The 13,470-nt window shown below is 61.1% G+C and carries 11 protein-coding genes; 9 read left to right on the top strand and 2 right to left on the bottom strand.

The window, feature by feature from the left end; genetic code table 11:
• Nucleotides 1-176 precede the first annotated feature (176 nt).
• The 6 genes from ppc to HK44_RS09315 all read left to right on the top strand — a co-directional run bounded on the left by ppc (nucleotide 177) and on the right by HK44_RS09315 (nucleotide 6,818).
• On the top strand, nucleotides 177-2,807 hold the full coding sequence (ppc, locus tag HK44_RS09340) for a phosphoenolpyruvate carboxylase (protein ID WP_019692055.1): 2,631 nt from the start codon (nucleotides 177-179) through the stop codon (nucleotides 2,805-2,807).
• Nucleotides 2,808-3,097: 290 nt separating this feature from the next.
• Complete coding sequence (gene adk, locus HK44_RS09335; protein WP_019692056.1) at nucleotides 3,098-3,745, top strand: adenylate kinase; 648 nt, start codon at nucleotides 3,098-3,100, stop codon at nucleotides 3,743-3,745.
• Between the two features lie 93 nt (nucleotides 3,746-3,838).
• The gene (gene tsaB / locus HK44_RS09330; protein ID WP_019692057.1) at nucleotides 3,839-4,513 is read left to right on the top strand and encodes a tRNA (adenosine(37)-N6)-threonylcarbamoyltransferase complex dimerization subunit type 1 TsaB; all 675 of its coding nucleotides are present in this window, start codon (nucleotides 3,839-3,841) and stop codon (nucleotides 4,511-4,513) included.
• 281 nt (nucleotides 4,514-4,794) lie between these two features.
• Complete coding sequence (locus HK44_RS09325) at nucleotides 4,795-5,103, top strand: hypothetical protein (RefSeq protein ID WP_019692058.1); 309 nt, start codon at nucleotides 4,795-4,797, stop codon at nucleotides 5,101-5,103.
• Nucleotides 5,103-5,963, top strand: coding sequence for a DUF72 domain-containing protein (locus HK44_RS09320; RefSeq protein ID WP_019692059.1), 861 nt, complete (start codon nucleotides 5,103-5,105; stop codon nucleotides 5,961-5,963). The genes HK44_RS09325 and HK44_RS09320 overlap by 1 nt, the downstream gene beginning before the upstream one ends.
• 33 nt (nucleotides 5,964-5,996) lie before the next feature.
• A complete protein-coding gene (locus tag HK44_RS09315) occupies nucleotides 5,997-6,818 on the top strand; it encodes an isocitrate lyase/PEP mutase family protein (RefSeq protein ID WP_019692060.1) in 822 nt (273 codons plus the stop codon).
• Nucleotides 6,819-6,897: 79 nt separating this feature from the next.
• Here HK44_RS09315 and HK44_RS09310 read toward each other — a convergent pair whose 3' ends face one another.
• On the bottom strand, nucleotides 6,898-7,518 hold the full coding sequence (locus HK44_RS09310) for a hypothetical protein (protein ID WP_019692061.1): 621 nt from the start codon (nucleotides 7,516-7,518) through the stop codon (nucleotides 6,898-6,900).
• Nucleotides 7,519-7,611: 93 nt separating this feature from the next.
• On the opposite strand from HK44_RS09310, the gene HK44_RS09305 reads away from it, so the two are divergent.
• Nucleotides 7,612-8,394, top strand: coding sequence for a class I SAM-dependent methyltransferase (locus HK44_RS09305; protein ID WP_019692062.1), 783 nt, complete (start codon nucleotides 7,612-7,614; stop codon nucleotides 8,392-8,394).
• A gap of 134 nt (nucleotides 8,395-8,528) precedes the next feature.
• Here the strand turns inward: HK44_RS09305 and HK44_RS09300 are convergent, their stop codons facing one another.
• Nucleotides 8,529-9,173 (bottom strand): TetR/AcrR family transcriptional regulator, encoded by a 645-nt coding sequence (locus HK44_RS09300; protein WP_019692063.1) that lies wholly within the window; start codon nucleotides 9,171-9,173, stop codon nucleotides 8,529-8,531.
• Nucleotides 9,174-9,266: 93 nt separating this feature from the next.
• Here HK44_RS09300 and HK44_RS09295 point away from each other — a divergent pair, with 93 nt between their 5' ends.
• Together HK44_RS09295 and HK44_RS09290 are read left to right on the top strand one after the other, a co-directional pair.
• Nucleotides 9,267-10,355, top strand: a complete 1,089-nt coding sequence (locus tag HK44_RS09295) for an efflux RND transporter periplasmic adaptor subunit (RefSeq protein WP_019692064.1) — start codon at nucleotides 9,267-9,269, stop codon at nucleotides 10,353-10,355.
• 6 nt (nucleotides 10,356-10,361) lie between these two features.
• Complete coding sequence (locus tag HK44_RS09290; RefSeq protein WP_019692065.1) at nucleotides 10,362-13,427, top strand: efflux RND transporter permease subunit; 3,066 nt, start codon at nucleotides 10,362-10,364, stop codon at nucleotides 13,425-13,427.
• Nucleotides 13,428-13,470: the final 43 nt, after the last annotated feature.

Here is a 13,470-nt window from a genome sequence, read left to right as displayed (position 1 = left end):
CTGCCTATAGCAGGGGAGATGAGTATCCGGCCGTGGCCGGTAGCAAGCCTTTGTACGGCTTATTCTTCAGACTAGCCCCAACCTTCAGGGTTTACCGTCGATTTGTCGTCGGACTTGTAAGAACCCGCTGTGGACGGCACTCTTGGAGTCGACTGCCATTCGCTGGAGAACTGCTGATGACTGATATCGATGCACGCTTGCGCGAGGATGTTCACCTGCTGGGTGAGTTGTTGGGCAACACCATTCGTGAGCAGTACGGGGATGGTTTTCTCGACAAGATCGAGTTGATCCGCAAGGGTGCCAAGGCTGACCGACGTGGCTCGACAGACGCTGAACTGCGCGCCAGTCTCAACCAGTTGACTGAAGATGAACTGCTGCCGGTGGCGCGGGCGTTCAACCAGTTCCTGAATCTGGCGAACATCGCCGAGCAATATCAGTTGATTCACCGCCGCGAAGAGTCCCGGCCAGCGCCGTTCGAGGCGCGGGTGCTACCCGAACTGCTCGCTCGCCTGCGGGCTGAAGGGCATGGCAGCGACGTGCTGGCGCGGCAATTGGGACGGTTGGAGATCGAGCTGGTACTGACGGCGCACCCGACTGAAGTCGCCCGCCGGACCTTGATCCAGAAATACGACGCGATTGCCGCGCAACTGGCGGCACAGGATCACCGCGACCTGACCGGCGCCGAGCGCGAGCAGATCAAATCGACCTTGCAGCGCCTGATCGCCGAAGCCTGGCACACCGAAGAAATTCGCCGCACCCGGCCAACCCCGGTCGATGAAGCCAAGTGGGGCTTTGCGGTGATCGAGCATTCGCTGTGGCAGGCGATTCCCAACTACCTGCGCAAGGCCGACCAGGCCCTGCATGCAGCCACCGGTCTGCGTTTGCCGCTGGAGGCGGCGCCGATTCGCTTCGCCTCGTGGATGGGCGGCGACCGTGATGGCAACCCCAACGTCACCGCGCAGGTGACCCGTGAGGTCTTGCTGCTGGCGCGCTGGATGGCGGCCGATTTGTACTTGCGTGATGTCGATCATCTGGCTGCCGATTTGTCGATGCAGCAGGCCAGCACCGCATTGCGGGCCAAGGTCGGGGACAGTGCCGAACCTTACCGTGCAGTGCTCAAACAGCTGCGCGAACGCCTGCGCGCGACGCGTAACTGGGCGCAGGCATCCCTGACCGCGAGCACCTCGGCACCGGCCGATGTGCTGCAAAACAACCGCGAGCTGCTGGATCCGCTGGAGCTGTGCTATCAATCGCTGCATGAATGCGGCATGGGCGTGATCGCCGATGGTCCGTTGCTCGATTGCCTGCGTCGGGCGGTGACCTTCGGCCTGTTCCTGGTGCGACTCGACGTGCGCCAGGACTCGTCGCGGCATGCGTCGGCGATGACCGAAATCACCGACTACCTTGGGCTCGGTCGCTATGAAGACTGGGACGAGGAAGCGCGCATCAGCTTCCTGATGGGCGAGCTGAACAATCGTCGGCCACTCCTGCCGGCGTATTTCAAACCGTCGGCCGACACCGCCGAAGTCCTGGCAACGTGTCGTGAAATCGCGGCGGCACCGGCGGCGTCGCTGGGCTCTTATGTGATCTCCATGGCGGGCGCCGCATCGGACGTGCTCGCCGTGCAGCTGCTGCTTAAAGAATCCGGTGTGTTGCGACCCATGCGCGTCGTGCCGCTGTTCGAAACCCTCGCCGACCTCGACAACGCCGGCCCGGTGATCGAGAAACTGTTGCTGCTGCCGGGTTACCGCTCGCGTTTGCAGGGCCCGCAGGAAGTGATGATCGGTTATTCCGACTCGGCCAAGGACGCCGGCACCACGGCGGCGGCCTGGGCTCAATACCGGGCGCAGGAACGCTTGGTGGATATCTGCCGCGAACAACAAGTCGAGCTGTTGTTGTTCCATGGTCGCGGCGGCACCGTGGGCCGTGGTGGTGGTCCGGCGCACGCGGCGATTCTGTCGCAGCCTCCGGGGTCGGTGGCCGGGCGTTTGCGTACCACCGAGCAAGGGGAAATGATCCGGTTCAAGTTCGGCCTGCCGGACATCGCCGAGCAAAACCTCAACCTGTACCTGGCCGCAGTGCTGGAAGCCACGCTGTTGCCGCCTCCACCGCCGGAACCGGCGTGGCGCGGCCTGATGGACGAATTGGCGGCTGATGGCGTCAGCGCTTATCGCGCCGTGGTGCGGGAGAATCCGCAGTTCGTCGAGTATTTCCGTCAATCCACGCCCGAGCAGGAACTCGGGCGTCTGCCGCTTGGCAGCCGTCCGGCCAAGCGTCGTGCCGGCGGGATCGAAAGCCTGCGGGCGATTCCGTGGATCTTCGGCTGGACCCAGACCCGCCTGATGCTGCCGGCCTGGCTCGGCTGGGAAGCGGCATTGAGCAACGCCTTGGCGCGCGGTGAGGGCGAGTTGCTGGCGCAGATGCGTGAGCAGTGGCCGTTCTTCCGCACGCGCATCGACATGCTGGAGATGGTGCTGGCCAAGGCTGACGCGGACATTGCCCAGTCCTACGACGAGCGATTGGTCGAGCCTGATTTGTTACCTTTGGGTGTGCATTTACGCGACCTATTGTCGCAGGCGTGCTCCGTGGTCCTTGGCCTGACCGGTCAGTCGCAGCTGCTGGCACATAGCCCTGACACCCTGGAGTTCATCCGTTTGCGTAATACCTACCTCGACCCGCTGCATCTATTGCAGGCCGAACTATTGGCTCGCTCGCGGCAGCCGGAAGTGGTGCAGGGCAGCCCGGTGGAGCAGGCGTTGCTGGTGTCTGTGGCAGGGATTGCAGCCGGTTTGCGAAATACCGGCTAAGGTCTTTTGCGGGGTGTCGCAAACCGTTTTACTGCGACAGGCGACCGGTCCGCGGGGGCCGGTCGCGCTTGTCAGGCGACACTTTGTTATGGGGTTGCGACTTGGATCGCCTCCTCGTCAGGGCGTAACAGACACGGGTTGCTCCGACTTTCGGCGGCTTGTGTGGGCAGGGCCTGCTGTGTATCTTGATCAGCCTTTGGCCGTTTGGGCGGCCCACGACCCTATTTTTGAGATTGGCCCCACGCGGCAAATCCGATCGTTATCTAAATAAGAAATTGAGGAGCACATCGATGCGCGTCATTCTGCTGGGAGCTCCCGGGGCCGGTAAAGGTACTCAGGCTCAGTTCATCACTGAAAAATTCGCTATTCCACAGATCTCCACCGGCGACATGCTGCGTGCTGCAGTCAAGGCCGGCACCGAGCTGGGTATCAAAGCCAAGAGCATCATGGACGCGGGCGGCCTGGTCTCCGACGACCTGATCATCGCATTGGTCAAGGATCGTATCGCTCAGCCTGATTGCGCCAATGGCTTCCTGTTCGACGGTTTCCCGCGCACCATTCCTCAGGCTGAAGCCCTGGTCGATGCCGGTGTAGAACTGGACCACGTGGTTGAAATCGCCGTTGATGACGAAGAAATCGTTCAGCGTATCGCCGGTCGTCGCGTACACGAAGCCAGCGGCCGCGTTTACCACACCGTCTACAACCCGCCAAAAGTCGCGGGCAAGGACGACGTCACCGGCGAAGCGCTGGTGCAGCGTAAAGACGACACTGAAGAAACCGTGCGTCATCGTCTGTCGGTCTATCATTCCCAGACCAAGCCACTGGTGGATTTCTACCAGCAGCTGTCGGCTGCTCAAGGCAAGCCGAAGTACAGCCACATCGCAGGCGTCGGTTCGGTTGAAACCATCACCGGCAAGGTGCTTGAAGCGCTGAGCTGAGAAAGCTGATTGGCGTTACGTTCAACGGCCCGCTTGCGGGCCGTTGTTGTTTATACTGGCGCACTTTTTCCACTTCTCTTTACGGAAACATCGATGAGCACCTTGCTGGCCCTGGACACCGCGACTGAAGCTTGCTCCGTTGCCTTGCTGCATGACGGCAAGGTCACGAGTCATTACGAGGTGATCCCGCGCCTGCATGCGCAGAAGTTACTGCCGATGATCCAGCAGTTGCTGGCTGATGCAGGCACCACCTTGCAAGCGGTCGATGCGATTGCCTTTGGTCGTGGCCCGGGTGCGTTCACTGGCGTGCGAATCGCCATTGGCGTGGTTCAGGGCCTGGCGTTTGCGCTGGATCGTCCGGTGTTGCCGGTGTCCAACCTGGCGGTACTGGCGCAGCGCGCATTGCGTGAGCACGGTGCACGGCAGGTCGCGGCGGCCATCGATGCACGGATGGATGAAGTCTATTGGGGCTGCTACCGCGAAACCGCCGGCGAAATGCGTCTGGTAGGGGCTGAAGCGGTGTTGCCGCCGCACGTTGCCGCATTGCCGGCAGATGCCACGGGCGACTGGTTCGGCGCGGGCACCGGTTGGGGCTATGGCGAGCGCATCGCGGTCAACCTGATCGGCCAGGATGCCGGCATGTTGCCTCACGCCGAAGACTTGCTGACCCTGGCCCGTTTCGCCTGGGAACGTGGCGAAGGCATCCCGGCGGACGACGCACAACCGGTTTACCTGCGCGACAAAGTGGCAACCCCAAAAGCCAAGTGAATCCGAGTGCCTTTGTGGCGAGGGAGCTTGCTCCCGCTCGGGTGCGAAGCGCCCGCAGATCAACCGACGCGATATAGCTGACAAAATGAGGTTGTAGATTTTGGGGACGCTCCGCTTCCCAGCGGGAGCAAGCTCCCTCGCCACAGGGGCACTGCCAATGGTCAGTTTCTGCCGCGCGCCTTTAAACCTTTTCTGTTTTCTGTGCTCTAGTTATCACTTGGTAGTTTGCGCACACTGGTAAGTGCCGCTAAATTGCCATCATCGATAGCGAGTTTGCACCTATGCGCATAGACAGCTTTGCTTCTCAGTCCTACCCCATCAAGCGCAAGCCACGCAAAGGCAATGTGTCGGTGGACGAGTCCCTCGAGGACATCGATGGCGAGCTGGAGTTTCCTTCCGAGGAGCAACTGGCCGCCCGCGCCGCCAAGGCTTCTGCGCAACGCCTGAGCAATCTCCCCGCCCGTCAGCAGGACATGATCTACCACCGCGCCATGAGCAAAAGCGTGGCGATGGCCCTGGCCAGCTACTTGAGTACCGCATCTTTCGTCGATTGGGATATGGAAGTGTTGGGTCTAGACCTGCACATCTGATGCGACTGCCTTATTACCTTGGTTGCCCGTCCTGGAGCGAAAACGCCTGGCGCGAATACCTGTATCCGCAAAACGCCCGTCCCAATGAATTTCTCGGCCTGTACTCGCAGGTGTTCAACGCCGTTGAAGGCAACACCACGTTCTACGCGCGCCCTGCGCCGGCGACGGTGGAGCGCTGGGCACAGACGATGCCCGAAGACTTTCGTTTTACCGCCAAATTCCCCGGCGACATCAGCCACGGCGGCGACCTGCGCGAGCAACTGAGCGCCGCCCAAACCTTTGTGCAATTACTCAGCCCGCTTGGTGAGCGGGTTTCACCGCTCTGGCTGCAGTTGTCGGCAGCCTTTACCCCGCAACGGCTGGCCGAGCTGGCCGGGTTCATCGATGGGGTGCAGCGGCCCTTGGCCATTGAAGTGCGGCATCGGGACTTCTTCGCCAAAGGCGAAGCCGAGCGCAAGCTCAATCGGCTGTTGCTGGACCGTGGCGTGGAGCGCATTTGCCTTGATCCACGGGCGCTGTTCAGTTGCACGTCGACGCAACCCTCGGTGCTTCACGCGCAAGCGAAAAAGCCCAAGGTGCCACCGCGTCCGGCGGCGTTCACCCAGTTCCCGCAAGTGCGCTTCATCGGTCATCCGGTGCTTGAAGCCAATGATTCGTTCCTGACGCCATGGGTCGAGAAAATTGCTCAATGGATCGAAGAGGGCCGCACGCCGTATATCTTCCTGCACACCGCCGACAACCTGCTGGCCGCCGCTTTGGCGCAACGCTTTCACACGCGGTTAATGGCGCGTTTGCCTGGCTTGCCGGCGCTGCCTGAGCTATACAGAGAACCCGCCGTCGAGCAGCTTGGGTTGCTCTGACGACGGGTTTATCCCTTCTGCAGGAGTGAGCCAATGGATGCGCAAACCCTTAAAGCTCAGGCCTTCAAGGCCTTACACGAAGGTGCCGGCGCTTTTGTGATCCCCAATCCATGGGACGCCGGTTCGGCAAAAATGCTTGCCGGCCTGGGTTACCAGGCGCTGGCGACCACCAGTGCCGGTTATGCTTTTTCGCTGGGCCGCCCGGATGGCGCGGTCAAACTCGAAGAGACGCTGGTCAACGTTCGGGCGATTGTCAGTGCGTGCGATCTGCCGGTGGCGGTTGATCTGGAAAACGGTTTCGCCGACAGCCCGCAGGCGTCCGCCGAGAGCCTGCTGCGCGCCGCCACTGCGGGTGCGGTAGGTGGCTCGATTGAAGACGCTACAGGTCGCGAAGACGGCCCGATTTACTGCTTTGAACATGCTGTGGCACGAATCGAAGCGGCTGTCGCAGTAGCGCGCAGTTTGCCGTTCCCGTTCACCCTGACCGCGCGTGCCGAGAATTACCTGCACGGTAATCCGGATCTGGCCGACACCATTCGTCGTTTGCAGGCCTTTGCCGAGGCGGGCGCCGATGTGCTTTATGCGCCGGGCCTGCGCAACGCTGAAGAGATATTGGCAGTGGTCCGTGCCGTGGCGCCGAAACCGGTCAATGTGTTGATGTCCGGCGGTCTCAAGTTGACCGTCACGCAGCTCAGTGAAATGGGCGTGAAACGGATCAGCGTTGGCTCGGCCATGGCCCGTGCCGCCTACGGCGCGTTTTATCAGGCCGCGCAGGAAATTCAGGGGCAAGGCACCTTCGATTTCGCCGACCGCGCGCTGCCATTCGGGCAGATCAATCAAATGTTCAAAGATTGATTGGCGCAGGGACTACAACGCTGCCCATCGCAACCACTTTCATCTGGATGGCGGGCCGTGGTGGGTTTGTCGCCAGGGCTCAGGCGGCGATGCGCAGGTTCTGCAGGACGATCGGGCGGGCCCAGCCGTTATCGAAGTCGAATTGCTTCTGTTGCTCGAGCAGCTCTGCGTGCGGGTAGGGGATTGCCGGTTTATCCAGCAGATCGAGTTCGAACTCGGCAATCGGCAGGTGCAACGGACGCGGTTGCGGTGCCGGGCCTGGCGCTGGTAATGGCTGACCGGCAGCCAGGACAATCGGGCGCACCCAAGCGCTTTCGAAGTCTTGTTGCTGCTGTTGCGCGAGAATTTCTTGTGGCGGGAACGGCGGGAACGGTTTGTCGGCCAGGTCCATTTCGAACTCGGCAATTGGCAGGAACAGCGGTTCAGGTGGGCGGACTTCGGTGTCCTTCACGTCGCAGGCGCGCTGCGTGACGATGTGTTCGAGCAGTTCAGCGCCAACGGTCGGTTCGACCGGACCGTCGATGGCGACGGCGGTGTAACTGCCAGGAGCCGGTACAGCATCGCCCAACTGATCGGCCAGCGCCTGGGCAAAAAAATCCTGCCACAGGTGACTGACACCGCTCAGTGCTTGGGAATTACGCAGGCCATAATCGCCGTGGCGCGAAATGTAGCCTACTGATGTGCGTTGAATGTCTGACATTTCTCTCGGTCGACGCTCAGCTCTGGCAAAATGCTCGATAGTTTTGTTATCGGCCGTTTTTGCCGATCATTAATTTTTCGAGTGTGTTTTCTGATGAGTGAGCAACCCGCGGCCAGCCGCATCAAAGTCCAGGCCCTGGCCGAAGCGTTTCAGGCACGCGCCGAGCACTGGGCCGAGCGATTGAACTTGCCGTTGCTGCTGGACGATGCCGAGTTTGCGTTGCAAGTGGGTGAGCACGGTTTGCAGCTGCAACAGCTGGGCCCGGACGCGCCGGGACCGGTGCGGGTGGACTTCGTCGAGGGCGGCGCGGCCCATCGCCGGTTGTACGGTGGCGGCAGCGGCCAGATGATCGCCAAGGCTGTCGGTGTCGCTCAAGGCGTGCGGCCGAATGTGCTGGATGCCACGGCCGGGCTGGGTAAGGATGGTTTCGTATTGGCGAGTCTTGGCTGCGAAATGAGCCTGATCGAGCGTCAGCCATTGATTGGCGCGTTGCTCGAAGACGGTTTAGCCCGCGCGGCAGAAGATTTTGAGGTGGCGCCGATTGTGGCGCGGATGACGTTGCTCAAAGGCAACTCGATCGAGTTGATGCGCAATTGGGAAGGCGAGCCGCCGCAGGTGATCTACCTCGACCCGATGTTCCCGCATCGTGAGAAAACCGCGTTGGTGAAGAAGGAAATGCGCCTGTTTCGCCCGTTGGTAGGCGATGACCCGGACGCACCGGCCCTGCTTCAAGCTGCACTCGCCCTGGCCAGCCACCGAGTGGTGGTCAAACGCCCGCGCAAGGCACCGAGCATCGAAGGGCCGAAGCCGAGCCATGCGCTGGACGGCAAATCCAGCCGCTACGACATCTACCCCAAGAAAGCGCTCAAGCCTTAAGACCGCGTCGCCCCCATCGCGAGCAGGCTCGCTCCCACAATGGATCGGTGCTGACCACAAATCCTGTGACCAACCGAAAACCCTGTGGGAGCGAGCCTGCTCGCGATAGCGCCCGCCCAGACTCTACATATCAATCAGACCGGCTCTGGCCGATACGCCCGCATAAACAACCCCACCACTTCCTGTATGTGAGCCTCGGCCGCGTCCCCGGTCAAGGGTTCGCCGCAGCCGTAGAGCAAGCGAAAATTCGCTGCGCCTTTGAGCAGGCAGAAGAAATGCTCGGCGGCATTCAGCGGCTTGTCGATGCTCAAGGCGCCGATCTGGTCGATCTTCGTCAGCAAGCGTTCCATGCCCTGCAACATCCGCTGGGGACCTGCTTCGAAGAAGATCTGCGAGAGTTTCGGGTCCTGACTCCCCAGCGCGATGATCAGGCGATGCAGGTTCACTGATTCATCGCTGTTGATCAGCAGATGAAAGCCTCGGGCGATGTTCAACAGCACATTCTCGATCGGCATGCCGTCGGGCAGCTCGAAGAACAGCGTGGGCAATTGCTCTTCGCATTTGGCCATCACGGCAGAGGAGAACAGCGTCTCCTTGTCGTTGAAGTGACTGTAAACAGTCAGCTTCGATACACCGGCTTCTGCCGCCACCGCGTCCATGCTGGTGCTTGCGTAACCATTGCTCAGAAAAAGACGCTTCGCCGCCTCGAGGATCGCCTCGCGCTTGGCGAGATCCTTCGGGCGGCCGGGGCCGTTGGGTGTAGGAAGATTGTTGGACATTTTTCGCTTTAATACTGGACTGGTGAGTTTGCTATTAATAACATACCGGTCAGTATAAATATTCCAAGCTCCATTAGCGAAAGGTCGTTCACCATGTTGCGCTATGCCTTGCCAGTCAGCCTGGCATTCTTGTTGTCTGCTTGCGGTCACGAAGAACCGGCGCAAGTCACTGTGCGTCCGGCCATGGTGGTTCAACCAGAGCCCTCGGCGCAGGCAATGGACAGCTATCCCGGCGAAGTTCGCGCCCGTTACGAGCCAGACCTGGCCTTCCGTATTGGCGGCAAAGTCAGCCGACGACTGGTCGAGGAAGGTGAGCGGGTCAAGGCCAACCAGCCGCTGGCAGAACTCGATCCCCAGGACGTGCGCCTGCAACTGGAAGCGACTCGCGCGCAGGTTGCTGCCGCTGAGGCCAACCTGAACCTGGTGCGTGCCGAGCGTGATCGCTACAAGACCCTGATGGACCGTCAGATGGTCAGCCGCTCGCAGTACGACAATGCTGAAAATCTCTACCGCTCCGGCGAAGCACGGCTCAAGCAGATCAAGGCCGAGTTCGACGTGGCCAGCAACCAGGCCAGCTACGCCGTGCTGCGCGCCCCGCGTGACGGTGTCGTGGCCAAGCGCGCCGTGGAAGTCGGACAAGTGGTGGCCGCCGGGCAAACCGTCTTCACCCTGGCCACCGACGGCGAGCGTGAAGTGCTGATCAGCCTGCCGGAGCAAAGCTTCGGCCGTTTCAAGGTTGGCCAGCCAGTCACCGTTGAACTGTGGACCCAGCAAGGTCAGCGGTTCGCCGGCAGTATTCGTGAACTGTCGCCAGCTGCCGATCCAAAGTCGCGGACCTTTGCCGCGCGCATCACCTTCACTGCTGGCAAGGTCCCGGCCGAGCTTGGCCAAAGCGCCCGGGTATTCATTCAACTGGCTGACGTGGTGCCGCTGTCGGTGCCGCTCTCGGCGCTCACCGCAGAAAACGGCGCGACGTACGTCTGGGGCGTCGGTGCCAACAACACCCTGAAAAAGGCTCCGGTTCGTGTCGGCGCCTTCGGTGAGAAAACCGTGCCGGTGCTTGACGGCCTCAGCCCCAGCGACTGGGTGGTAGCCGCTGGCGTTCATGTGCTCCACGAGGGCCAGCAAGTGCGGCCGGTGGATCGCTCCAACCGCGTGGTCAATCTGGCGGTCAAGGAGTAATCCCCGATGCGTTTCAACCTTTCCGAATGGGCGCTGCATAACCGCCAGATCGTACTGTTCCTGATGATTTTGCTAGCGGTCGTCGGCACGTTGTCCTACACCAAGCTGGGCCAGAGCGAAGACCCGCCGTTCACCTTCAAAGCCATGGTGATCAAGACCAATTGGCCGGGTGCGACGGCCCAGGAAGTCTCGCGGCAAGTCACCGAGCGTATTGAAAAGAAGCTGATGGAAACCGGTGAGTACGAGCGGATTGTCTCGTTTTCTCGCCCCGGTGAATCCCAGGTGACCTTCATGGCTCGGGATTCGATGCATTCGGCGCAGATACCCGAGCTTTGGTATCAGGTGCGCAAGAAAATCAGCGACATCCGCCAGACCTTGCCGCCGGGGATCCAGGGACCGTTCTTCAACGATGAATTCGGCACCACCTTCGGCAATATCTATGCGCTGACCGGTGAGGGCTTCGATTACGCGGTGCTCAAGGATTACGCCGACCGTGTCCAGATCCAGCTGCAACGGGTCAAGGATGTGGGCAAGGTCGACTTGCTCGGGCTGCAGGACGAGAAGATCTGGATCGAACTGTCCAACGTCAAACTCGCCACCCTGGGGTTGCCGTTGGCCGCGGTGCAGCAAGCGCTGGAAGAACAGAACGCGATGTCCAACGCCGGGTTCTTTGAAACCTCCAGTGAGCGTTTGCAGCTGCGGGTGACGGGCAATTTCCAGACAGTCGACGAGATCAGGAATTTTCCGATCCGTGTCGGCGACCGGACCTTCCGTATCGGCGATGTAGCGGACGTGCGCCGTGGCTTCAACGATCCACCGGCGCCGCGCATGCGCTTCATGGGTGAGGACGCTATCGGTCTGGCCGTGGCGATGAAGGATGGCGGCGACATTCTGGTGCTCGGCAAGGCGCTGGAGCTGGAGTTCGAGCGTATCCAGAACAACCTGCCGGCCGGCATGCAACTGCGCAAGGTCTCCGACCAGCCCGCCGCGGTGAAAAGCAGCGTCGGCGAGTTCGTTCGGGTGCTGGTGGAAGCGCTGGCGATTGTCTTGCTGGTGAGCTTCTTCTCGCTGGGTGTGCGCACCGGCATGGTGGTCGCCTTGGCGATTCCGCTGGTGTTGGCAATGACGTTTGCCTGCATGTATTACCTCGGAATCGGCCTGCACAAGATCTCTCTCGGCGCGCTGGTGCTGGCCTTGGGATTGCTGGTGGACGACGCGATCATCGCCGTGGAAATGATGGCGATCAAAATGGAGCAGGGCTACGACCGGCTCAAGGCTGCCAGTTATGCCTGGACCAGCACCGCCTTCCCGATGCTCACCGGGACATTGATCACCGCGGCCGGCTTCCTGCCGATTGCCACCGCGCAATCCGGTACTGGCGAATACACCCGCTCGATCTTCCAGGTGGTGACCATCGCGTTGCTGGCCTCGTGGGTCGCCGCCGTGATGTTTGTGCCCTATCTCGGTGACAAGCTCCTGCCGGACCTGGCGAAAATACATGCCGCCAAACACGGTGCCGGTCAGCCGGACCCCTATGGCACGCCGTTCTATCAACGCGTCCGGCGTCTGGTGGAGTGGTGCGTGCGCCGACGCAAAACCGTGATTGCACTGACCATCCTGCTGTTCGTGGCCTCGGTGCTGCTGTTCCGTTTTGTGCCGCAGCAGTTTTTCCCGGCCTCCGGGCGACTGGAACTGATGGTTGATCTGAAACTGGCCGAAGGCGCCTCGTTGAGCAACACCACCGAGGAGGTCAAGCGGCTGGAAGCGTTGCTCAAGGAGCGCGCGGGCATCGACAACTATGTCGCGTATGTCGGCACCGGTTCGCCGCGTTTTTACCTGCCACTGGACCAGCAATTGCCGGCAGCGAGCTTCGCGCAATTTGTGGTCCTGGCGAAAACCATCGAGGAGCGCGAAAGCCTGCGCACCTGGCTGATCGAAACCCTGAACGAACAATTCCCGGCCTTGCGCTCGCGGGTCACGCGCCTGGAAAACGGTCCGCCAGTGGGGTATCCGGTGCAGTTCCGGGTCACCGGTGAACACATTGAAGAGGTCCGCGCGCTGGCACGTAAAGTCGCGGCCAAGGTGCGTGAGAACCCGCATGTGGTCAACGTGCACCTGGACTGGGAAGAACCGAGCAAGGTGGTGTACCTGAACGTCGATCAGGACCGCGCGCGGGCCTTGGGCGTGAGCACGGCAAACCTGTCGAAGTTCTTGCAAAGCTCACTGACAGGTGTAAGCGTCAGCCAGTACCGTGAAGACAACGAGTTGATCGAGATCCTCTTGCGCGGCACCTTGCACGAACGCACCGAACTGTCGCGGCTGTCGAGCCTGGCGGTGCCGACCGACAACGGCAAAAGTGTCGCGCTGTCGCAGGTGGCGACCCTGGAATATGGCTTCGAAGAAGGCATTATCTGGCACCGCAACCGCTTGCCGAACGTGACGATTCGCGCCGACATCTACGACAAGGAGCAGCCGGCGACCCTGGTTAAGCAGATCCTTCCGACACTCGAGCCGATTCGCGCCGAATTGCCTGACGGCTATTTGCTGGACGTCGGCGGCACGGTGGAAGACTCGACCCGTGGCCAGAGCTCGGTGAATGCCGGCGTGCCGTTGTTCATCGTGGTTGTGCTGACCTTGCTGATGCTGCAACTGCGCAGCTTCTCACGCACCGCGATGGTATTTCTGACGGCGCCGTTGGGATTGATCGGCGTCACCTTGTTCCTGATGGTGTTCCGTCAGCCGTTCGGTTTCGTGGCCATGCTCGGGACCATCGCGCTGTCGGGGATGATCATGCGTAACTCGGTGATCCTGGTCGACCAGATCGAACAGGACATCCGCGCCGGGCTCAAACCCTGGCAAGCGATCATCGAAGCCACGGTGCGCCGCTTCCGGCCTATCGTGCTGACCGCACTGGCCGCCGTGCTGGCGATGATTCCGTTGTCACGCAGCGTGTTCTTCGGACCGATGGCGGTGGCAATCATGGGCGGCTTGATCGTCGCGACGGCGCTGACCTTGCTGTTCCTGCCGGCGCTGTATGCGGCGTGGTTCAGGGTCAAGAAAGAATCGGTCTGATCCAAAACCGTATTGACCCAGCAGCCTTGTCTCAATTTTTTGA

This window comes from Pseudomonas fluorescens HK44 (assembly GCF_000217955.3).
In the GTDB taxonomy this organism is placed as follows: Bacteria; Pseudomonadota; Gammaproteobacteria; order Pseudomonadales; family Pseudomonadaceae; genus Aquipseudomonas; species Aquipseudomonas fluorescens_AQ.
Note: the sequence above shows the minus strand (reverse complement) of the source record. Positions and strands in the feature narration are given on the sequence as shown.